Source organism: Parabacteroides caecihominis (assembly GCF_023656785.1).
GTDB lineage: Bacteria > Bacteroidota > Bacteroidia > Bacteroidales > Tannerellaceae > Parabacteroides > Parabacteroides segnis.
The window spans coordinates 61,274-83,761 of sequence record NZ_JAMOKS010000016.1; the positions used below are offsets into that span (position 1 = coordinate 61,274).

General features: G+C 42.3%; 17 protein-coding genes and 2 pseudogenes. 17 read left to right on the plus strand and 2 right to left on the minus strand.

Annotation, left to right across the window (positions count from 1 at the left end):
* Window positions 1–507: 507 nt before the first annotated feature.
* The 10 genes and pseudogenes from NBH14_RS14785 (at window position 508) to NBH14_RS14830 (ending at window position 12,329) form a co-directional block, all read left to right on the plus strand.
* Window positions 508–1,092: a pilus assembly protein N-terminal domain-containing protein gene (locus NBH14_RS14785; RefSeq protein ID WP_004318691.1), complete on the plus strand. Its 585-nt coding sequence runs from the start codon at window positions 508–510 to the stop codon at window positions 1,090–1,092.
* A 151-nt stretch (window positions 1,093–1,243) separates the two neighbouring features.
* Entirely contained in the window at window positions 1,244–1,681 is a 438-nt protein-coding gene (locus NBH14_RS14790; RefSeq protein WP_004318689.1) for a copper resistance protein NlpE, read from the plus strand.
* Window positions 1,681–3,084 carry a hypothetical protein gene (locus tag NBH14_RS14795; RefSeq protein ID WP_172681121.1) on the plus strand — a complete coding sequence of 468 codons (1,404 nt, stop codon included), beginning with the start codon at window positions 1,681–1,683 and terminating at the stop codon, window positions 3,082–3,084. The genes NBH14_RS14790 and NBH14_RS14795 overlap by 1 nt, the downstream gene beginning before the upstream one ends.
* A gap of 204 nt (window positions 3,085–3,288) precedes the next feature.
* A pseudogene (locus NBH14_RS14800) lies at window positions 3,289–3,588 on the plus strand (hypothetical protein); the annotation flags it as partial.
* A 286-nt stretch (window positions 3,589–3,874) separates the two neighbouring features.
* Window positions 3,875–4,240 (plus strand): hypothetical protein, encoded by a 366-nt coding sequence (locus NBH14_RS14805; protein WP_008017067.1) that lies wholly within the window; start codon window positions 3,875–3,877, stop codon window positions 4,238–4,240.
* A gap of 73 nt (window positions 4,241–4,313) precedes the next feature.
* On the plus strand, window positions 4,314–6,653 hold the full coding sequence (locus NBH14_RS14810; protein ID WP_004318683.1) for a TonB-dependent receptor: 2,340 nt from the start codon (window positions 4,314–4,316) through the stop codon (window positions 6,651–6,653).
* Between the two features lie 35 nt (window positions 6,654–6,688).
* Window positions 6,689–7,705: a hypothetical protein gene (locus tag NBH14_RS14815; RefSeq protein WP_004313753.1), complete on the plus strand. Its 1,017-nt coding sequence runs from the start codon at window positions 6,689–6,691 to the stop codon at window positions 7,703–7,705.
* 399 nt (window positions 7,706–8,104) lie between these two features.
* Window positions 8,105–9,292, plus strand: a complete 1,188-nt coding sequence (locus NBH14_RS14820; RefSeq protein WP_008771494.1) for a clostripain-related cysteine peptidase — start codon at window positions 8,105–8,107, stop codon at window positions 9,290–9,292.
* A gap of 236 nt (window positions 9,293–9,528) precedes the next feature.
* Window positions 9,529–11,181 (plus strand): tetratricopeptide repeat protein, encoded by a 1,653-nt coding sequence (locus NBH14_RS14825; RefSeq protein WP_138343251.1) that lies wholly within the window; start codon window positions 9,529–9,531, stop codon window positions 11,179–11,181.
* A gap of 581 nt (window positions 11,182–11,762) precedes the next feature.
* The gene (locus tag NBH14_RS14830) at window positions 11,763–12,329 is read left to right on the plus strand and encodes a DUF3575 domain-containing protein (RefSeq protein ID WP_055173484.1); all 567 of its coding nucleotides are present in this window, start codon (window positions 11,763–11,765) and stop codon (window positions 12,327–12,329) included.
* A 7-nt stretch (window positions 12,330–12,336) separates the two neighbouring features.
* Here NBH14_RS14830 and NBH14_RS14835 read toward each other — a convergent pair whose 3' ends face one another.
* Window positions 12,337–12,849, minus strand: coding sequence for a hypothetical protein (locus tag NBH14_RS14835; protein WP_171033839.1), 513 nt, complete (start codon window positions 12,847–12,849; stop codon window positions 12,337–12,339).
* 419 nt (window positions 12,850–13,268) lie between these two features.
* Between NBH14_RS14835 and NBH14_RS14840 the strand changes: the two genes are divergently transcribed.
* The 7 genes from NBH14_RS14840 (at window position 13,269) to NBH14_RS14870 (ending at window position 21,178) form a co-directional block, all read left to right on the plus strand.
* Window positions 13,269–14,096, plus strand: a complete 828-nt coding sequence (locus NBH14_RS14840) for a hypothetical protein (RefSeq protein WP_225693909.1) — start codon at window positions 13,269–13,271, stop codon at window positions 14,094–14,096.
* 108 nt (window positions 14,097–14,204) lie between these two features.
* Window positions 14,205–15,365, plus strand: coding sequence for a hypothetical protein (locus tag NBH14_RS14845; protein WP_004318672.1), 1,161 nt, complete (start codon window positions 14,205–14,207; stop codon window positions 15,363–15,365).
* 268 nt (window positions 15,366–15,633) lie between these two features.
* A complete protein-coding gene (locus NBH14_RS14850) occupies window positions 15,634–16,527 on the plus strand; it encodes a FimB/Mfa2 family fimbrial subunit (RefSeq protein WP_232304475.1) in 894 nt (297 codons plus the stop codon).
* Window positions 16,528–16,574: 47 nt separating this feature from the next.
* Entirely contained in the window at window positions 16,575–17,483 is a 909-nt protein-coding gene (locus NBH14_RS14855) for a fimbrial protein (protein WP_004308148.1), read from the plus strand.
* Window positions 17,484–17,546: 63 nt separating this feature from the next.
* Window positions 17,547–17,990 carry a hypothetical protein gene (locus tag NBH14_RS14860; RefSeq protein ID WP_224202419.1) on the plus strand — a complete coding sequence of 148 codons (444 nt, stop codon included), beginning with the start codon at window positions 17,547–17,549 and terminating at the stop codon, window positions 17,988–17,990.
* 54 nt (window positions 17,991–18,044) lie between these two features.
* Window positions 18,045–18,935, plus strand: a complete 891-nt coding sequence (locus NBH14_RS14865; RefSeq protein WP_004308146.1) for an Lcl C-terminal domain-containing protein — start codon at window positions 18,045–18,047, stop codon at window positions 18,933–18,935.
* Window positions 18,936–19,018: 83 nt separating this feature from the next.
* Entirely contained in the window at window positions 19,019–21,178 is a 2,160-nt protein-coding gene (locus tag NBH14_RS14870) for a BACON domain-containing protein (RefSeq protein ID WP_004308145.1), read from the plus strand.
* 154 nt (window positions 21,179–21,332) lie between these two features.
* On the opposite strand, the pseudogene NBH14_RS28820 reads toward NBH14_RS14870, so the two are convergent.
* Window positions 21,333–22,461, minus strand: a pseudogene (locus tag NBH14_RS28820) (transposase); the annotation flags it as partial.
* Window positions 22,462–22,488: the final 27 nt, after the last annotated feature.

Consider the following 22,488-nt stretch of genomic DNA (forward strand, 5'->3'; position numbering starts at 1 on the left):
TGGCCATCCTTTCTTGATTTTTATAGAATATGCTAAAAATACATTCAATTTTTACTTTGAATGGCTCATTCACTAATTAAGAATAATATTATAGGGAATATATGGTATTTGTGAAATATCATAAAAAGGGTCTTTTTCAAACACTGTTAGGGATACTGTAACAGTTGGTGTTATAATAGTGTATCACTCTATTATGAAGATTGACCATATAATCAGAATTAGCAATGTGAAACATATTTTTTTAAGTTTGATATTGGAATAATATTGTTTTTTTATGCTTTTCGAACAGATGTTAGTTCAATGTGAGATAAAATAATGTTTCATAACACTAAGGTGTTGATTGTTAGATGTATATGAATTGAGGTGTTAGATTTTTAAAATCATTTTATAATTCAAATACAATTTCGCTTTATTATTTTTGCTGACAAAGAAAAAGTAAGAAAAATCTGACTTTTTTATTTATGAGTACTCATTAGCATTTTATCTATTAATTTAAATTTATCAAAAATGAAAACTAAACCTTTTTTAAAATCGATGGCATTAGTGATTTGTTGCTTAACTTCTTTTGTATTGGTATCATGTGATAAGGATGATGATAAGCCCAATTTAAAAATCAGTCCTAATAAAGTAGAAGTTGCAGTTGGTAAAACGGTTACTGTGTCTGTTAGTAATGGTACTGCACCATATACGACGAAATCAAGTGATGCAAAAATCGCAGTTGCGAAATCAGATAAAAATGCGATTGTAATTACCGGTGTAAAAGATGGTTCAGCAATGATAACTATTACGGACCGGAAGGGAGTTACAGGAAAAGTTGCTGTAACTGTAAGAACTGTAAAAGAGACCCCAAAAACTCCAAAAGGACTGGATTTTGATAAACAATCTATTACTGTGAGTGTTGGAAAAGATGGTATAGTAACAGTAAAAGGTGGTGCACAGCCATATTCTGCCGTTGCGAAAGATGTCAATATTGCTACGGTATCAGTCAAGGAAAATAAAGTCAACATAAGAGGAGTTAAGGCAGGAAAAACTACTATTACAGTTACAGATAAGGATAAGAAAACGGGAACTATCAATGTGACGGTTAAATAGTTTTCTTTTTTTTCTAATTTTATTGTAATGCATAGCGAGTGAGACGAAGATAATTTCGTTATATACTGCTATGCATTTACAATAAGTCTTTGTATATAATGATCTTGCGAGTTATAATTAACCTCAAATTATATGTTAAATATTTTAAATTATGAAATTGATTAAATTGCATTTATTGGTAGCAGCCATGATAATAGTAACATCAGGCTGTGTTGGATCTGGGAAGAAATATAAACAACAAGAAAATAGTGCTGCCGGAGTAGTGGATAGCAAAAACAAAGATTGTTATGGCACCTATGAAGGCATATTACCTTGTGCCGACTGTGGTGGCATCAAAACGACATTGAAAATTAATAGTGATGCAACTTATGATTTGCGGAGTGAGTATCTGGGTGAGGAGAATGGTATTTTTGAAGAGAGCGGTGTATATAATATGATAGGCGAAAACATCATTGAACTGGTTACTCCTTCATCGGGTGCCAAAACATATTATAAAGTTCTCGACGACGCAGTGGTCTTGTCTGACAGTACGGAAATCTTCAACAATAGCGGGCGGCTCGCAGCACAATATATATTGAAAAGACAGTAATGTTTATGTGTGATAGGACATGTGATTTGTTTAAGGTAGGAAATTTTAACATAAAAAGGTGCCTATTATTTCTTGTCTGTATAATGTTATTAGTTGCTTGTGGTGAGAATGATCCGATTGAATCCCGGAATCGACATCCCAGGCAACAGGAAGAATCTCATAGTGAACAATCCGGATCAGTTCCCGCTGTGGCTAAAGAGGATGTTGCAGCTTATTTTAGATTTGATATGTCTAGAGATATAAATGTTGCGTTAGGACTTGTTGAAGCACAGAAAGAGACGCTGCAGATAAACGGGAAAATGATAAAAATAACTGAGGCTGTAGTGAAAAGGAAAGATTATCAAAAAGGCTCATTTGTGCTATATGTTACAGGCACGGTAAATGGTTCACCTTTTAAGAATGAATTCACTTTTACCGGCTTTGTGAGCAAACCTGACGATTATCAAATGGTTAATGGTGCACAAGCTGAGTGGAAAGCAAATGCTGATTATTATGCAAAGCTTGATTTTGATAGCTTTTACAGATTACATAAAGTGAACATGTTTACAATTGAGAATTTAGGCCGGTTAGTGGACTTTTATTCTATAAATGTAGGGGGAGAAAAATATCTTTTTACTCTGGAAGATCTTGAGAAGACGGTTCTTGAAGATATAAAATATGAGCAAAATCAGCTTTCTTTCTATCTTAGGTACAATAATAGTAGGTCTAAAAAAAGAATATCACTTCTGTTTGACAAGAATAAATACTATGAAGGAAAGGCTACTGTAAATACAGATTTTATAAAACAGAAGTATATGAGAGGGATATATGAAAATCCATCTCTATTTAATGGTCACATTTTTTCATATGATGAAAGTGCGTATGCTGTGGAAATCAGTACAACTCTGAAAGAAAAAAGCGACACAGGCAACATGCTTACACTACATTTAAGCATGTATGCAAAGGGTAATGGTGGCTTGTTGCTTGCAGAATTTGATAAAATATTCACCGGTTTTAAACCCTTAAGTGAATTGAAGAATGAGTTGATAGCCTACTCAACACCGGATTTGCATGAGTTTGTGAAAAATAAACTTAAGAATAGTAATTATGGTGATGTGAAAAATAAGTTTTCCAATTCTATAGATAGATGGATACAGTATGTGGAATTTGTAATTAAGGATCATGATTCATTGCAATGGGAAAAGAATAAATGGAGCAAGAACGTCTTGAATGGTCTCTTTTCTTCTGTAAAGGATATATATTTGGATAATGTAAGATTTGAACTTAACTCCGCCCAATTAAAGGAGATTGGCGGAAAGCGTTTTTTGTATATTGTTTTTCAAATGATTGGTGCTAATGATTTGGTATTGACGAGTGACGCTATTCTTTTTAATATGTCCATACACATACCTTCTTCGTTATAAAATGATTTGTGACAAATTGATCCGGTCCAATATTGTGTTTATATTTAAATTGAAATTCACAATGATATCTAAGACAAAAATATTCCTTTTTTTTCTTGCAAGAGCTTTATTTATTAATGCACAACAATAAGAAAAAAAGAGGAAGTAAAAAATGATTCCGTTTACTAACTTCAGGAGGGTAGTAGTAGCCTCTCTCGACCAATAAATATAAAAAAATCTTTCTATTGGAATGAAGACAAGATAAAAGCTGGCATATCTGTACAAGGAAATTGGCGTAACCAAAACTTTCCAGGTACACTTCCGCAAAGAAAGAATATGGTAACCGGAACATTTGAACGCGATTTCGACATCAATCCTTTCTCTTATGCTTTGGGAATGAGCCGTACTTTGCGTCCTCGAAATATCAACGTGAACTGAAGTATTATCGTAACAATTGGACACCGTTCAATTTTAAACGAATTTAAAAACAATTATATGAGAATCGAAGTACTTGATTTTAAAATAATAATGCTCATCGGTCAAAACTTATCAAGAGATCATTACTGAATATTTTCTGGGAGAAGAATCATTTTGGTTTTAGGGGGCATCTTACACAGGCCCTCCAATATGAACAGGAATAAAAATAGGAAGATTTATTATAGCCTGTTATCATACAGCCGGTAACGATGTGTCGATTTATTTGATTCCCATATCAAAATAATCGGGACAATATATTTAATCGTACTTGATCGTAAAATCATCATTTATAGGTATTGCGTACAATTATGCAATCTGCTATCTTTACAACCTAATGGATAATGCAAGAAAAAAGCGGAAATACAGAGCCATAGTGGCATGCTTATTGTTGCTGACTATGATGCCTTTCTTCTTTGTGAAAGCCTTTCATGTTCACAAAGAAGATTTATGTATATCTCATGATGAGCAACAATCTTCCCATCATGATTCTGCCGATAAATGTGCTATCTGCCTGTTCACTTTATCTTCATTTACCGAAGCCGAGAGCTTTGAGTACAATTGCGTTCAGACAGAGAACCCCGTTGAATATCTTATCCAAAAGGAGAAGGACATTACTGTTACTTTTCCCCTATTGTCTCTCCGCGCTCCTCCTGTCCAACTATTACAATCCCTCTCATGGGTTGCATGCATTATAAGATGACATGTGAAAGAGGGATGCTGTGCCCTTTGGTTATCTTAAACAATTTATAACTTCATTACAATTTTCGTAAAGTATGACATTTCATGCATATTTCCAATATGTGTGTCTATTCATTGTCTGGCTGTGTGCAATATCTCCTACAAGGATGTATGCACAGAAATACCGACAGCAATCAGATACACATAGGACACTGTTGGTTGTAGATAAGGAAACCGGACGTCCGATTGAAGGAGCTTACATCTTATTGGAGAATCAACCCCTTGCCAGTTCAACCGGAGGAAGAATCATTATCCCTTGGAAGACAAATTCCAAGGATACAGTTCTTGTACAGAGTTTGGGCTACAAATCTCAATATATATATTTGAGTGAGGCATTCAAAAAGGTGAATATTCAAACAGTATATCTTTATCCGGAGATAAAAATTCTGGAAGAAGTCATTATTACCGGTGAGTGCTCCGGAGTGACTCGGAATACGGTAAGCAACAACCTTACTTCCTTCGCAATCAATCGCGCATTGGGAACTTCTCTCACCTCTCTGCTTGAACAGGTCAGTGGCGTAAGTTCCATCAGTACGGGGACGACAGTTGCCAAACCTGTCATCCAAGGAATGTATGGCAACCGGATATTAATCATAAACAATGGTTCCCGCCAGACAGGCCAACAATGGGGAGTTGATCATGCTCCTGAAGTGGATATGAACGGAAACGCTTCCATTCGGGTGATAAAAGGTTCTGACGCGGTACGATATGGTTCAGAAGCTTTGGGAGGAATTATTGTCATGGAACAGGCTCCCTTACCCTTCCGGAAGAAGGCCTTGAAAGGAAAGACTTCCATACTTTATGGAAGTAATGGTCACCGTTATGTGCTGACCGGACAGTTGGAAGGCACTTTCCCTTTTCTCCGTGACCTTGCCTGGCGAGTACAGGGGACATATTCAAATTCCGGAGACCGTTCCACCGCAAACTATCTTCTAAATAACACTGGAGCCAGAGAACATCATACCTCCGCTTTACTCGGCTATGACCGTGGACGTTTAAGAATAGAAGGATTCTACAGTCACTTTTACAACCGGACGGGAGTAATGTTCAGTGCCCAGATGGGAAGTGAAGATCTGCTGGCAGAACGTATCCGATTGGGACGTCCCCTGTACACAGATCCTTTCACGCGAAGTATCGCATACCCATATCAAAAAGTTACCCATCAGACAGCCATTGGTAAAATGAAGTTCAGTATGCGGAACGCAGGAAATCTTTACTGGCAAAGTTCCTGGCAGAAGGACGACCGACAGGAAAACCGCATCCGGCGTCTGGGTTCCGACATTCCAGCTGTTTCCCTGCACTTAAACTCATTACAAAACTCTCTCTGCTGGAAATTGAATTATAATTCATGGCAAACAGAGGTTGGGGGACAAATTATGTTCATTGATAATCACAGTCAGGCAGGAACAGGTATTGTTCCCGTTATTCCCAACTATACGGAGACACAGATGGGAATATATGGTATCGGGAAGTATAATTACAGTAAAGGAGGAATTGAAGCAGGTATTCGTTTTGACGGACAGGAAACCCGTGCCAGTGGTTATGACTGGACAGGAAGTCTCTATGGAGGAACAAGAAAGTTCAATAACGTATCATACAGTCTGGGAGGTCATCATCATTTCTCTGACCAATGGAAGCTCACCACTAATTTCGGGCTGGCCTGGAGAGCTCCTCACGTGTATGAATTATATAGCAACGGAAATGAACTCGGATCCGGAATGTTTGTCAAAGGAGATTCTACCATGCACTCCGAAAGGAGCTATAAATGGATATCTTCCATCAGTTACAGCAATAAGGTATTCAGTGCCCGAATGGACGGTTACCTGCAATGGATAAGCGGCTATATCTATGATGAACCGAAGAAAGAAACCATCACTGTTATTTCGGGGGTATACCCTGTATTCCAATACAAACAGACCCCGGCTTTCTTTCGCGGAATGGATTTTGACTTTCACTTCATGCCCATAAATTCATGGGATTATCACCTGATTGCTTCTTTTATACGGGCAAATGAACAGACGACAGGAAATTACCTTCCTTATATCCCCTCTTCCCGTTTCAGCCATGACCTCTCATGGCTTCACGAAACCAAATCGCATTCCAAATTACGTTTGAGTATCAGACATCGATTCGTGGCAAAACAGACCCGGTTTGACTCGAATACGGATCTTATTCCCTATACCCCTCCGGCATACCACCTCTTGGGGTTCGCTGCTAGCTTTGAGTGTCCTGTAAAATACGGATACAAACTACAATTCATGATAGCGGCAGACAATATCTTGAACAAAGAATATAAAGAATACACTAACCGTTCACGCTACTATGCACATGACATGGGATCTGATGTACGTTGTGTAGTGAACTGGAGTTTTTGATTTATAACAATTATTATTAACCAAATAAATAAAAAATGAAAACAAATGTATGTAAAATCGCATTGATGTTCCTGATAGGAACAGCTCTTTCGTTGTTGTTCAATTCATGCAGTAAAGATCCTGTAATTCCTGAAAATGAGACAGATAATAAATTGCATGAAGATCCTTCCAAAATGACTATCCGTCTTGTGGAATGTCACCTGCATGCAGACTGGAATGAAATACAGAAAGTCGGTGGACCTCACCAGAATCCGGAATCTCCGGCCAAGCACATGAAACGTATTCAGGAAATAACTTATGAGCTGAAAGCCGGCAAGGGTTGGAGGCTTGCCGAAGGCAGTCAAAGCAAGTTCTACGTGCAGAAAAATGGAGACTACTATACTTATGGGAAATACACCCCGGCTCCCGTTTATTTGATGTTCATCTATTACTATAACGCCAAAGGAGATTTGATGAACAGCCAGTTTATAGAAAACGGGCAGGATAATATTCATCAACATTTCTTCACGCCTGAAAATGTAAAACCCACATTTGACGGTCAGCCGGAAGCCGATGACAATGAACCGCAGAAATTGGTGGATTATCTTTATGTGGACACTACCCCCTGGGACAAGACCAAACATAGCAAGGAAGCTGAAATAACAGGAGACAGTAACCCGATAGGTTTGAAAGGAGTTATCCGTTTTTTGAAAGACCGTAAGGAATTCGACCTGAAAATTCGTCTTTATCACGGCTACAAATCCAAGGGCAATCCGGAAACAGGTACTTTTGATCCGTTCTATAAACCTTCCGGAATATTGATCCAGCGTGGTACATGGGATATCAACCTAAACATTCCGGTAGTGGTGTTCTGGAGCCGTGAAGAGACTGTGGGGGTAGACGAAGACACGAACCCCGAAGGGGTGGAAGAAGACGGGCTTGATGAAAAAAGTAATCGTGCCATACATTCAATTATGGGAACCTTCAATCTTACATGGAAAGAAGCGCTTGAAGAGTTTATAATTTACACTTATAAGTCAGGGGATGTGGAAGCCGGAGCGATTTGGCTTTGAAAATCGGTTTGGACTGCCATAAGTAACCATAAAACTGCCTGTTGTGACATTGGTGCCGGTATTGTTTCAACAGGCAGTTGTTCCTGTTAAACCGTTTCATCTTTTTTTGCAAGAATGAAACGGAAACAAGTGCCATTCGGCAGTGTCTCCAATGAGAACTGCCATAGGGCATTGAAAAGAAAATCATCTCGTGTTATAAACGATTAAATTCATGCTGTTTATTAGAATATTCAATATATTGTGAGATAATGAGTCATAATATTGTAAGATTATAAGAGGATTTGATTCTATGAATATCAGGAAATGGTTATTTACAATTCACATTTAAGATAAAATAGAGATTTTACAATGGAAGGCTATAATAAAAAAGTAATAATGAGTTATTGGACAATTTGCAGGATGAAAACAACGAAAAAAATCTACGTAAAGGTTAGCATTATCTTTTTATTGGGAGGAATTTTACTTTTTTCTTCATGCGAGAAGGAGGAAAATCAAAAGATAGAAGCCAACCGGAAAACATTATTCATGTATTTGCCATGGTCCTCAAATTTGACGAACTATTTTTATAATAACATATCTGACCTGGAAAAATGTATAACGAAAATAGGGCTGAACAATGAGAAAGTAATTGTTTTTATTTCTACCGGTAGTACGGAGGCCATGATGTTTGAAATTGTGTCTTCTCACGGGAGATGTAAACGTGAAATACTTAAAAAATATAAGTCTCCGCCTTTTACGACAATCGATGGGATAACAGCAATTTTAAATGATGTAAAGGCATTTGCTCCGGCTTCTGTTTATACCATGATTATAGGATGTCACGGTATGGGATGGCTTCCTGTTTATGAGATGAAAGTGCGTTCCGCACCTCACATGAAAATGCATTGGGAATATCAGGGTGTTCCATTGACACGTTATTTTGGAGGACTGACCGCCGAATACCAAACAGATATAAAATCTCTAGCCTCCGGTATTGCTAATGCAGGCATGAAAATGGAATATATTCTATTTGATGACTGTTATATGTCATCTATAGAGGTTGCCTATGAATTAAAGGATGTTACAAAATATTTGATTGGTTCTACCAGTGAGATGATGGCATACGGAATGCCTTATGCCGCTATTGGGGAATATTTACTGGGGAATCCCGATTATCAATCGGGATGTGAAGAATTTTACAATTTTTATTCAACCTATGAAATAATGCCTTGTGGGACATTAGCAGTAACGGACTGTTCAGAACTGGAGAATATGGCAGCCATCATAAAAAGTATCAATAGTAAATATTCTTTTGACAAATCCCTGAGGGGAACAATCCAACGTTTAGATGGTTATACTCCTGTAATATTTTATGATTTTGCAGATTATATAACCTCACTCTGTAACGATCCTATATTATTAAACCAATTTAGAGAGCAGCTAAATCATCTTGTTCCATATAAAACCCATACAAAAAATTTCTACACTATGGCCAAAGGTATTATTCCTATCAATACATTTTCCGGTATAACAACATCCGATCCGAGTGACAATCCTATGACTGTGCTGAAAGAAAATACATTATGGTATAAAGCAGCGCATAATTAAAGTTGATAATAAGATGAAGAATACTAAACTCCCAAGCCTGCATATTTTATAACTTTTTGGTTATTGTCTGTTTTTGGAAATGGTATATATAGGAATTGAGAACTATCATGCAGGGAATCATGCAAAAAAAGTATTTATGGTTTCTGTTGAGATACAAAGAATGTAATAATAATTATATTTCTTCTAATAAAAGCTTTCCGCATCGAAATGTGTTTGTTACTCCTAATATTCGCAATATGAAATATAAAATTATAATTGGACTATCAGCTATTCTCTATTTTACAGGTTGTTATAACAGGGAACAGACCCCTCGCCTTAGTGAGGCTGAAAAGCTAATGCAGAACAACCCGGATAGTGCATTAGCAATACTACAAAAACTCAAACCAGAAGGCAACCGGGCTGAACAGGCCAGATATGCATTGCTCTATTCCGAAGCTTTGGAAAAAAAACAAATGAAAGTTACTGACGATTCATTGATCCGCCAGGCTTGGCAATATTATAAACATTACCCCAAAGATTTACGTCACCAGTGTAAAACTCTATATTATTGGGGAAGAATTAAATTACGCACAGGTGATAAACCGGGAGCATTACGTCTTTTTCTCAAAATAGAAAAGAAACTGACAGATACCGATGAATCTTATTACAAAGGGCTTTTATACAGACAGATCGGTGAAGTATATTATAAACAAATGAACTACAGCCGGGCATATCATTATTTCCACGAAGCCAGAAATAATTTCCGCCAATCGGGTGATATCCAGGAGGAGACAAAGGCAACCCTTGACATGGCAGCCGCTACTTTTCACTCAAAAGATATAGAAAAAGCAATAAGGCTGTATTCGGCGGCTCTTGACTTGGCCGATGAACATAATAACAGTAATCTGATAGAAGTCAGCCTTACTAATCTTGCATCACTATATGTGATATCCAAACGGCATATATCCAATGACCTGTTACAGCGAATCGAACTTTCCGCCCGACAGGATACGGTATATGGATATCACACATTGACAGATGTAAGTCTTTTGAAGAATCATATAGACAGTGCACGGTATTATCTGGAGCTTGCAAAGGCGCACACTACTGATATTTGCGACATGGCAGAACTACAATACACTGCATACCATATCGAAGTGCAGGCTAAAAATTTTGAAAAAGCAACGGACAATGTACATCGCTATATCTACTTGAACGATTCAATAATGCGCTCAAACATGCAATTCTCCGCCGGTATGGTCGAGCGGGACTATTTTAAAGAGCGAACAAAATTCGCCCAATACAGAATGAAAAACCGGACTGTCTGGGAAATAGCTATAGCAGCCGCTACCTTTTTTATTATTGGAATTGCCTGGTATATCGTCCGCCAACGTTTACGCATGCAACGTGATCGTACCAACCATTATTTGTTATTGACAGAGAAAGCCAATTCCGAGTACAAGGCTCTTACTGAACGCGTGAAAAAACAGCAGACTACGGAAAGTTATTTAAGAGGATTGGCTGCTTCACGCTTTGACATTGTCGATAAACTTGGAAAGACCTACTATGAACGTGAAAATACAACATCGCAACAGTCAGTCATATTTAATGAAGTAAAGCAGATAATTACAGATTTTGCAGAAAACAATGGCATACTGCAAGAACTGGAAAAAATCGTAAACACTTGTCATGACAATGCCATGTACAAGCTCAAGGAAGATTTTCCAACTATGAAAGCTTCCGACACCAGGTTATTATGCTATATTTTTGTAGGATTTTCACCGCAAGTAATTAGCTTATTCATGAAGGATACGGTGGCTAATGTATACGCTCGCAAGTCACGGCTCAAATCACGTATTAAATCTACGGAAACAGCTAATAAAGAATTATTCTTAAGCCTTCTGGGATAGGTATTTCAACTTTATACTAGGTTCCAATGACTAATGCATCATCCGGTAATTAAATCTAGAATATGTTCAGATTGTTTTTGCCATAATACCGGAATGATGTAATTGTAGAATGGTTTTGTCATGGAGGTAAGCCATAACAGGTTTAATTCTCCTGGGAGGTATGTCCGGAAAGTATGAAGATGCTTTCATTATAATATCTGTTACTATTCCAGTCAATTGTCAGAAACTTATTGATTGCCCTATATTTTTTAAGGTTGTAAATCATCTGTTAGCGTCGTGTTAGAAAAATAAGAAGAACGAAGTCTTTATGTTTCTGTATTATAATGTTTTATGCAATGCGGACGTTAGATTTGTGGTTTCATTTTGTAACTCGTGATTTATGTGTTATTACTTTTGCAACCAGGAAAAACAAAACAGATGTGATAATATAAAACTGTTTCTTGTTCATTAAAATACTTCATTTTTACAGGTTGCACGTAGAATAAGAACAGTCTTATTATGATGACACAGCTTTTCATCCGTTTACTTTGGGTGCATGTTTTGTTTATCCACTTAAAGTTTGAGTTATCCTAGTTTGAATTATGAATTTGAATAGAAAAAAGTACTTTTTATGTTTTGCCTGTGTCTTGGCCTGCCTTGTGTATTCAGACAAGGTTTCCGCGCAGTTTTATTCTGTCAGAACCAATCTGGTGGGTTTAGGTACGGGGAATCTGAATGTGGAGGGTTCCATGGCTTTTTCCACGCATTGGTCCGCCTATCTTCCCGTACAGTACAATCCTTTCCGTCTTTGGGATGACGGCAAGCTTAAAAACTTCACAGTCCAGCCTGGTGTGCGTTATTGGATGCGCGAAACTTACGGAAGGGGTTGTTTTATCGGGCTCCACGGTGTGTTCTCCATATATAATGCGGGTGGTCTGTTCGGACATCGCTACCGTTACGAAGGCACAGCTTTCGGCGGCGGGCTTTCTGCGGGGCTGGTGCGCCCCCTTTCGCGTCGCTGGAATCTGGAGTTCGAACTGGGTCTCGGTGTTGTCTGGGCCGACTGGGAACGTTACCGTTGCGTGAACTGCGGTAAGCGTACCGGCAAGGGCTCCGGTGTCTATGTGACACCCACACGTACCGCCGTTAATCTGGTTTATCTTTTCTGAAACCATCTTATCTGTTGAAACAAGATATAAAAAGTTGAATGATGAATAAGTATCTCAAATCCCACATAACGGCCGCCGCTTTCTGCGCGGGAGTGTTACTGGCCGTGTCCTGTTCCACTTCCCGCGAACCGCGGACTATGCGGCTGTTTATGCAGTCCGGCCGTCCTAATATTTTTCTTCCCCACGAGGAGAGCGCACCTTCCGGAGTGCTTGCCGAACAGGTGGGGTTCACCACTTCTTCGGACACTCTTCCCGGTGAGTTCGAAGAGGTCTCCGACAGTACGGATGACGTATGGAAAACCATACACCTGGGCGGTGTTGACATCGTCGCTGCACGCACGGTCGTCAAGCAGGTCACCATGCGGGAAGGTTCCGTGCGTTTGGAATTCAATATCCATGTCCCTTCCCTCCTGATTGACAGTTGCTGGCGTGTCACACTCACCCCGATGCTCTGCACCTCTGACAGTTCAGGCTTCCCGCTACCACCTGTTGTGCTTTCCGGTTCTTCCTTTACCCGCATGCAGGAAGCGGACTATAAGGCGTACAGGCTGTTTCTTAATGGAATTGTCGATCCTTCGGCTTATGATAGTGTGTATCTTGACCGTAAAGGCATCAATAAGGATATCGCCTGCCGGCAGAGGTTCTTCTATGAACTTTACGGCAAGGAGCGCGACCGTCAGCTTGCCTACGAGAAGTGGAAACGCCTTGCCCTTGAACGCCAGAATTTCTGGAACACGCGTACGCAGGCCAACCGTGCGACACTCCGTCACCGCCTGGAACGCAAGCAGATCGAAGAAAGCGTACGGCGCTATGTGGCTGGTCGTGACACGCTCGGGTTGTGGGCCTCCTATGACCGTAAATATCATCGTACGGCCTCCTTTTGGCCGATGTACCGGCTGGAACGCGAGCTTACCGCCGATCGTGTACCTTCGAAATTCCGTGACCTTTATAACGGGGGGGCGCAGCCTGTCCAACATACACAACTATGTCCTCACCGCCACCGATTCGATGGACATCTCCCGCCACCGTTATTTCTACGACCGGATTGCCGAAAATGAGATGAATGACCGTAACCGTGATGAAATCCGCCGGCGTATGATTCCCTTCCCCTATATCGACTCCGTGATGGTCCGCCAGAATTCGGATTCAGTTTCCGGACATGATTATATCTACAACTATGTATATTCTCTGCCCGTCACCGATGGAATGAAAAAGCTCCGTGTGCGGCTAGAGTCTATCGTGGAAGCCACCGACCGCAGCACATGGCGGCCTGCCGCCTCGGACACGCTGCTCTTCATTGTGGCCTCGCTTAGCGACCTGGTTGACCGTTCCGCTCTGGACCAATATGTCATAGCTTCTGCGGAGACAGACTCTCTTGCGGCAAGCGGTCCCGTATATACTCCGCAGGGAGAAGAGTATGCCGAAGCCTTGCGGCTCCTTTCAGAGCGACAATACCGGCAAGCCTTGCCGATATTGGAAAAACGGCCTGACTATAACACCGCCCTTTGCCTGACACAGCTCGGTTATCATAAAGAGGCTTCCGCTCTTTTAGACCAGTTACCCGTAGATTCCCGCAAGGAATACCTGCATGCTGTGGTAAGCGCCCGGCAGGGCGATGATTACTTAGCAGTGGAACATATGCTTGCGGCCTGCCGCATGAATCCCAATCTTGTCCTGCGTATTCCCCTGGATCCGGAACTGTCGGACCTCATTCCCAAGTTCTTCGGGCTCCGTATGGAACTGGACAGGATAGCGGAAGGGAAATAGTAAAAAGTAGAAAGAACAAAACAGGAAAAAAAGTATAAGTACGAATTAAATATTAACAAGTGTTTTATTAGTGTTTATTTTTTTATTAACAATTTAATTACAATGATTATGAAAAAAAGTTTGTTAAGCGTGTTTACAATGGTTGCTATGGCTGCAGCATTCACCGCGTGCAGTAACGATGACATCGAAGTGCCTGACGTAAAGAACGGGGAAGCGAGAAGCGTATTCATGAAGCTGGAGTTGCCGACGCTGACGAGATCGACCGAGCCTCCTGTAGCCTCGGGAACGGTTGCTACGGTAAGTAATCTGCATGTATACTTCCATGACGGGACCAGCATTCTGAAATATGTGAACGCGACTACAACCACTCCCATCACGATTGCGAATCTGACTACCGGTACCCAAATAACGGATGTACCCGCGGCGGCTACCACTGTAACGGTATGTGGTAATATTCCTGCCGGAACTTCATTGCCTACAGGTGGAACCGTAGCTGCATTGAAAGCTGTACAACTGGAAATCACAAGCCAGTCTGCAGTTGCGGATGTGGTGTTGAGCGGCGATGACAAACCCCTGCAGACATGGACTACCGGTAGTCCGGCCCTGCCTTATGCCCCTGGAATAACGGACGGTGACAAGTATGCCGAAGTGGAAATCGGTCCTGCCGTGGCACGTGTCGAAATCGAAGGTCTGGCGACTACGGCCTCCAGTGCGGTGGATGGTTTTACGCTGGAAGGAATCTATGTGAATAACTTCTTTGAAAAGTTCAACCTGGCCGGTACCGTTGTGGGAACGAAAGTACAATATGGTGCTACTCCTGCTGCCTATGCTCAAGGACAGGGGCTTTACACCCCTGCTAACGCTGGAAAACTCTTTGACCAGTCTGCCGTCGCTGCTACAGGTATCCCAAAGGAAGTCATTCCGCCAACTGCAGGGCAACGTTGGGCATATCAGGTTGTTCCTAACGGTAACAGTACTGACGCGAACGAGCAACTCCAGCTCGTATTTAAGTTGAGTAATTTGGCTGCTAAGGCCGGCAGCAGCGTGAATTTCGGCACAGGTGACCAGTTTATCACCGTGAGAGGATTCAAAGATGGCAGTGGCAATATTGTAGAACTGGAAAAAGGAAAGATTTATACTATCTCGAAAGCCGACTTTACATTTGACGAGAGCAACCTTTCCACAATACCTAATACCAGTGCTGTCAGCGTTTGGTTGAAGGTGACGGTAAAAGCCTGGACGGTCGTTCCTGTCAAGCCTAATCTCTAACTGTCATACCATCAAGGTATATTGTATTTGTTTGTTTCTTTTACAAGTCCGTTTGCGTAGAGGAGATTTTTAGCTCATTTTACTAGTTCACCAGTTCCTCTCGCACGGCGGAATGTAAGCAGGTCGTGGGTGTCTTTTGCCCTGACCTCACGACCTGTATTTCTATAACCTGTTAAATCATAACACGTATATTCATATAAAGTCATAACCACAGTTATTCACCTAAAAGATACTACGCATGAAATTGTATAAAGCTATACGCTTCCTGATGCTTTCCGGTATTTTAACCTTAGTCTTGTCGGGGTGCATCAGGGAGTCCCTGGAGGGCTGCCCTCTGGATACCCTGTTACGATTTACCTACAAGCCTCGCGGCTCTGCCGCTGACCTTTTCGGAGAGCGTGTTCAGAGGGTGAGGCTGTGTGTGTACCGTCCCGATGGCAGTATTGAGCATATGCAGACGCTGGAGAAGAGTGAACTTGACCGTTTGCAGGGTGTTGAGATGTATCTGCCGCAGGGAAACTACACTGTCGTGCTCTGGGCGAATGCTTCGGATGCACAGACCAAGCTCGGCGGCTTTTCCGAAGGAGAAACCATAAGGAACCTTTCCGCCTCACACCCGCATGCGGAGACTTCCGCTTCCATCCCCACGCTTGATCGGCTTCTTTTCGCTGTCACGCCACTTACGGTCAGTGAGCACGAGACTGGAGACCATACTGTCAATTTCAGCCCCGGCACTATCCGTGTAAGTCTTCACCTTGATGGTGTGAGCGTGCAGCCTGTGGTACACATCACGGGCATGGAGTCAGCCTTGCGACCGGTGTTCGACGAAACCTCGGGCACATGGCGTCTCCAGTCCGTAAGCCGGAACAAGACATTCCAGCCTGCCGTAGCATATGATGTCACCAACCGCCATGCTAATGCCACGACTGACATCCCCCGTTTCAAGGCCGATACCCCCGGCATGGTGGAAATTATCGATCCCACCACGGGAAACCATATCGTGCCCCCGATTTCGTTGGCAGGGCTTATTGCCCGCTACCACATACCGATGGAGGAAGATATTGAAGTAACCATTCCTATCGAGATTACCTTTACAAACGGTCATGCGAAAATAACGATCAGGAATTGGGAAAATCAGAATGTAAAACCCGGAGGAGTGTAAAAAACGCACCGGTCAATCATGAAATGCAAATCATAAAACAATATATTATGCCAAGTAGTTCAATCATCATACCGTTCCGCAACCTGCTGTCGGTCCTGTTATTACTGCCGCTCGTACTTTCGTGCCGGCAAGACGAACTCATTCTTCCTGTTCCGCCCGTGTCCGGCAAAGGTGAGACGGCCGAAGTGACACTTTCTGTCAGGATTCCCGATTTCCGGGCGGCGAATACTCGTGGTGTAGACGAGAAAGGGATAACAGAGATTACCGTACTGATGTTTGCCGATGAAGGCGGTACGGAGAAAGTCAAGGTGAAATATGATATTCTGGGCAGCTCGTTGCATACACTTTCAGGCTCTTCGGATACGAAATACTTCTCTGTGCCCGTTATTGCGGGCAGATACAAACGTATAGCTCTCATAGCTAATGCCCAAACAGAACTGGCAAATATAACAGCCGGTTCCACCTATGATGCTCTTAAGCAAGTGGAAGTCGTGGGTAGGTTCGGACAAGAAGGTACGGGCACATACATACCCATGTACGGCGAGCATGCCCCGGCGGGAGGCTTTGAACTGAAAGCCGGTGTGTCGCAAACCATTGCGCAGGAAATACCGCTTATCCGCATGCTGGCGAAGGTGGATATCATCAATCCTACAACTTCGGGAGCCACGACAGCTGCGGGAAAGGTTTACTTCGTCAATTCCGTAGGCAACGGACGCGTTTGGGTAGATCTTGCTACATACAATACCACCGCTTCACAGTCGGGATACATGACTCCCACACTGCCTGCCACATCGCAGCCAGCAGTCAGTGGCGGGCACCCGCTTGAGGGAACTGCAAACACCGCATCTCCGAATGTCATCACTTATTATTTGAATGAACAGTCGGCTATCTCCGGCGGCAGCCGTCCTTGTATAGTTATAAATCTTGCCTATCAAGGAAGAGAATACTACTACTGAATGGATTATACATGGGACGGTATCAAGGGCGGTGGCACGAGTCCTTACGAAAAGGGTAAATACATGCCCATTCTGCGCAACCACCGCTATATTTTCACCATCAAGGAAGTGAAAGGGCCGGGGTTTGCCACTTTGAACGAGGCTGTAACCAGCCCGGACAACTTTACCAACCATAACATCGTAGTAGTGCCCATCGTGATAGACGCATTCACAGATATAACGTTCAATGAATCGGGGCATTTCTTGGCAGTGACCCGAACGGCGATGACACTTCAAGGCAAGCACGATGCCACAAGCACACAGAACAAATTTTCTGTGCGCACCAATTACCCCAGTGGGTGGAAGGTCGGTGCCTATAATGCCGACGGAACAACAATTTCAGTTTCTAATTCATGGCTGAAACCCAGTCAAAACAGTGGGGCGGCTGGCGCCACTCTCACCAATCCGGTTACGGAGGAATTGCAGGCCATCACGAATGGCAAGGGATTCAAGGATGGTTATCTGTAGATACGGGCTGGACGACTTTATACTAAAATCAATATTAAGCAGATCGGTACGCCTTTGGATTATGTTGCCGAATATAACCTCGCCGGTGGCTCTATCTATAATTCTCCTTTCATTTCTTCCGTTCCTCCGGGTATTTCTCCCACTGCAGCCCAGACTGACCCTAATCTTCATTGGGCTTCGAGCCATAGCAATGACCAATCCGGTTATTATAATTGGTACGTGCTCACAGGAGAGAATAATGATACTTACAATCCAAATGCCAAGAAGCTCTTTGATGATGTCTTTTTTAAACTGGGGCATCCCGGTTATGGTTACCACCTGCCTTCCCGCTGGGAGTTGACGGGCGTTTTCTCCTACAGCGGTAATACCCAATATGATTCCCCTACTAATACTTCTAATGTCAACGAGGCTATTGAGTTCGGTGGCATCAAAAAAACTTTCGCCAACGATTATTTCTCTTCGGGTAACGGTGTTTGTTACGCTCTGCGTTTCAAACAAGGTACCGGTAATCCTATCGATGATTCTTCCCTATCCGATTTCCCTCTTGCTACTGATAATAATATGGTTTGTGCTTACCGTTACACCCGCGTGGGTTCGTTTGCCAACCATGACTTTACTTCCCTATTGAAAGTGGATTGTGTTTACTTGGGCAGCGCATTTACAGGAAACATTAGCACTATCAATAATGATTCTTGGTGGGATAGCCATACTTCCGAGGCTGTCGTTCGTATTTTTCCGGCTGCCGGTTATATCTCCTTCCCAACGTTCATTTCGAGTGGTTTGCTCGAAGCCCGAGGCGAATATGGTCGGTATTGGTCGAGCACGGAGTTTCCCAGCCTCCTCGGCAATGCTTGGAACGTGTCTTTCTACTCGTACTCTGCGTTCGCGAACTACAGAGACGTTAAACACCACGGGTTTTCCGTTCGTCTGTTCGCCGATAAATAAGTAAGACGGTATATGACCGATGCAATTTAGTTTGTAAGAAAGTTGATATAAAAAATAGATATATTACTAAAAAAAGAAGAAAAATGAATATAGGATTTCAGACTTCCGGTTTATCCGGTTTCACCCGTGTGGCATATCTGTGGAGGCGACATGCCTCAGCTGTGCTGTGGATTGCAATGGCGGCGCTCCTTCCGACCGCTTGCAGTGATGATGCGGAGCAGTCGGTGCCGCAAGCGAACGGACATACAGCCGTTATTTACCTGAACTTTAAAACCGGTGCTTCAAAACAGGCTGCTGAAATGAACACCTCGCAAAGTTCCGAAACGCGTGCGCCGCTGACACGTGCTATAGATGAAAATGGAATCAATACTGTAGATGTACTTTCATTCAAGGTTGATCCTGCAGATCCTACGAATATAAAGAAAGGTACATTCTTCTACCGTGCACAGGGTACATACGATATCGGCACACAAACCGTACGTGTACAGCTGATGGGAGCTCCCGAACATCAGACACTCGTGGTGCTTGCCAATGTCCGTGAGCAGGTGAATACCCTTGCTGCTGCATTCGGAGAACAGAAAGAGGGGGTAATGAACCGCCTGGCATTCGATGTCGGAACGGATGCCGCACCCGACTTTACGAATGGCATACCCATGTGGGGCGAGCTTCCCAACCAAGCGGTGGGCGAAGGTTTCTCTCCCTCTGGCGCTCCCCAAGAGGTGACGATGATACGTGCGGTAGCTAAGTTCACGCTTATCAATCCTCTTGAATCCGACCTAAAAGGCTTTTTCTATTATTACAACGATCTGCGGCTGTACAATTACCGGGCAAAAGGACGCATTGCACCGGACAACTATAATGTGACGGGCAAGCAAGTGAATACTCCCACCGTACCCGTCGGGGCACGGCAGACACGGGGTACATTCACCTCATTGAACAGCGATGTGTCACCCGGGAATATCGGTATTTTCAACGGCTCACAAAAGACGTTCTACCTGTGCGAGGTGGACAACAAGAACCGCCCCTCGGGCGGGAATGCGCTGGACGACCTTTGTCTGGTTATGCACGTGAAGCCGTATCTCACCGGCTCTAAGCCGTCGGTAGACGGTTACTACCGCCTCGACTTCAAGGACTACGGTTCGGGAGTGCCGATGGATATTCTGCGTAATCATGAATATAAAGTACAAGTGGAAAGTGTGGACGGGTTGCCGGCCCAAACTCCCGAGGAAGCTTTCAAAGGAAACCATACCCTTAAATGCCGTATCGTGCCGTGGAACGAGGTACAAGAAGAAGTAATAGTACGAGGGAACAAACGGCTGACGGTGGACAAACGGGTGTTTGCTTTTGACGGTGATATCCAAATAGGTGTCGCTTCATTACCCGTAAATATAACTACAGAGAATACCAATTGGCAAATAACCGGAAAACCTTCATGGATTTCACTCAGCCAAACCTCGGGTACAGCGGGAGTACCAGCCACGGTTACTATTTCGGCAAACAGTAAGAACTTTACCCAGAATATGCGTAGTGCTGTCCTTTCCATACGAACAGGAAATTCTGCTAACGAATTGGAATATCGTTTGCATGTAAGCCAGCAACCGGCTTGTGGTTTCGGAAATTCCATGAAACTTATGCGTATCGGTGGCAGTAACTATCAGACTACCCGTATGGGTAATGGTGGTGTTTGTTGGATGATAGACGCCAGTAGGGAAGGAGGTCCTAATATGGCTGCTCGTCCTCGTTCATATTCTTTGGCACCAGCTATGGTCGGACCCATTTATTATGGCAGTATTCCCCAACGTGCCTGCCCCGATGGCTGGCGACTCCCTACGGCTTGGGAGGTTATTAATCTGATACAGTCTATAACAGGCTCTTATCCTGTTGTATTTACTCGATTGATAGAAAGCGGTGCGGGAATAGCTAAGTCTTTTCCAGCCATATCTGCCCCCGATGGTGGATATGAAGAAGGCGTTTTAGCTATCTGGACACAAACTCCAATGATATATTCATCACCTCAACGACATTCTCCTGCCTCTGTATTACATACAGGAATATATTGGAATCCTGATATCGGAGCTGGAAAAACAGCGCCCACATATAGGGTTAATCGTAATAGATGGGCCTTAATGCATGGTGCCGGTAATGACATTCATAGTCCGGCCGGGTTACCTGCAGGGTTTAATGAATATTATGGTTATCATTATCTGCTGGGCGGTAGTGTCCGTTGTGTGCATGACCAGTAATTTAACCATTAAACAAACAGCACCATGAAACGATCAACTGTTTTAGTCTTTTTGTTTGGACTGTTTTTGGGGGGCTGTGGCAGTTCCCGTCAGGGCGGTGAAGAGGCGGAAGTTGTGCGACATTACGAATGTCTGCTGCGCGCCCTTGCAACAGATGATTCATAACTCTGGCGTTATTTTCATCTATTACATCTTGATATTCACTTCTTTCTATTACTCTGCCATTTTGATTTTGAGTACATTTTTCTCTTATTGAGCAATTTACACAAGCTGATGTTTTATATACTTTTGATCTATAATTGGGACGGATTCTCCATTTCCCTGTTGTTGTCATTTGTTCTCCACAAGGGCAGATATAATAATCTCCGTCATTTATATAATGAAATTCAGCCAGTGGTATGGAATTCGAATTAGGTGATGTTGATGGCATAGGCGATGAATAAGTACATATTCCTGAATATTTACAGGCTTGTAGTTGGTCGCCGCTAGTATAACCGGCATCGCTAAGTGTGTTGAACGAATCTAATTGTAGTAGTTCCTGGACGGTCAATGCCGCTGTTGATAGTTCTCTTTTATCAGTTGATGCTCCAATATGAGAGTGAACCAATAATTTGTGTTTACTATCAAAGGCTGCTTGAACCGCATATTCAACTCCTGATACATTATTGGTTAACATTAATGCTCTTGAATCTTTGTCTGTTAGACTTATTTGAGTATCATTACTATTCTTCAATTCCGTATCAAGAGTTTCGTATTTCTTACGCCTGTCTTGTTGTAATTTAATCTTAGATTTAAGAAGTTCTTTTTCTTCTTCTTTATCAGTCTTATCTAAAGCTACTTCAAATTCTTCAATACGGTTATCTATATATTCAAGATGTCTGTCTATCTTCTTTTGTGTATAATTGTTTCTGAGACTATTTTGGGCAAATATCTTGAAAGAATCTATACCTATGGTTTCGCCTTCTATCAGACCCATATCCTTTAGCATAAGGACAAACTGCCTAAAGACTTTTCTAAAAGCCTCCGCATTATTTTTTTTTAAATAAGCAATTGTCCGAAAAGAGGGCATTAAGCCTCCTAATAGCCACCATAATTCCACATTTACTTTACAGGAAGTGTTCCAACTTTCTTGATGATCTTATTGAGTGCTTATAACCATATAAATACAATTTTAGTAATGTTGCAGGATTATACGGTGGTCTCCCTTCTGATTGAAGTTTGACATGTTTAAACCCAAGCTCATCTATAGGCAAGATATCCACAAATAAATCGATAAGCCTGCTCATCACCAAGAATGTTTTTCTCATAAT

Coding starts and splice junctions, on each gene's coding strand:
- NBH14_RS14785 (WP_004318691.1), top strand. CDS start 508: ATGAAAACTAAACCTTTTTTAAAATCGATGGCATTAGTGATTTGTTGC.
- NBH14_RS14790 (WP_004318689.1), top strand. CDS start 1,244: ATGAAATTGATTAAATTGCATTTATTGGTAGCAGCCATGATAATAGTA.
- NBH14_RS14795 (WP_172681121.1), top strand. CDS start 1,681: ATGTTTATGTGTGATAGGACATGTGATTTGTTTAAGGTAGGAAATTTT.
- NBH14_RS14805 (WP_008017067.1), top strand. CDS start 3,875: ATGGATAATGCAAGAAAAAAGCGGAAATACAGAGCCATAGTGGCATGC.
- NBH14_RS14810 (WP_004318683.1), top strand. CDS start 4,314: ATGACATTTCATGCATATTTCCAATATGTGTGTCTATTCATTGTCTGG.
- NBH14_RS14815 (WP_004313753.1), top strand. CDS start 6,689: ATGAAAACAAATGTATGTAAAATCGCATTGATGTTCCTGATAGGAACA.
- NBH14_RS14820 (WP_008771494.1), top strand. CDS start 8,105: ATGAAAACAACGAAAAAAATCTACGTAAAGGTTAGCATTATCTTTTTA.
- NBH14_RS14825 (WP_138343251.1), top strand. CDS start 9,529: ATGAAATATAAAATTATAATTGGACTATCAGCTATTCTCTATTTTACA.
- NBH14_RS14830 (WP_055173484.1), top strand. CDS start 11,763: ATGAATTTGAATAGAAAAAAGTACTTTTTATGTTTTGCCTGTGTCTTG.
- NBH14_RS14835 (WP_171033839.1), bottom strand. CDS start 12,849: ATGCGGGTAAAGGAAGAACCGGAAAGCACAACAGGTGGTAGCGGGAAG.
- NBH14_RS14845 (WP_004318672.1), top strand. CDS start 14,205: ATGAAAAAAAGTTTGTTAAGCGTGTTTACAATGGTTGCTATGGCTGCA.
- NBH14_RS14850 (WP_232304475.1), top strand. CDS start 15,634: ATGCTTTCCGGTATTTTAACCTTAGTCTTGTCGGGGTGCATCAGGGAG.
- NBH14_RS14855 (WP_004308148.1), top strand. CDS start 16,575: ATGCCAAGTAGTTCAATCATCATACCGTTCCGCAACCTGCTGTCGGTC.
- NBH14_RS14860 (WP_224202419.1), top strand. CDS start 17,547: ATGCCCATTCTGCGCAACCACCGCTATATTTTCACCATCAAGGAAGTG.
- NBH14_RS14870 (WP_004308145.1), top strand. CDS start 19,019: ATGAATATAGGATTTCAGACTTCCGGTTTATCCGGTTTCACCCGTGTG.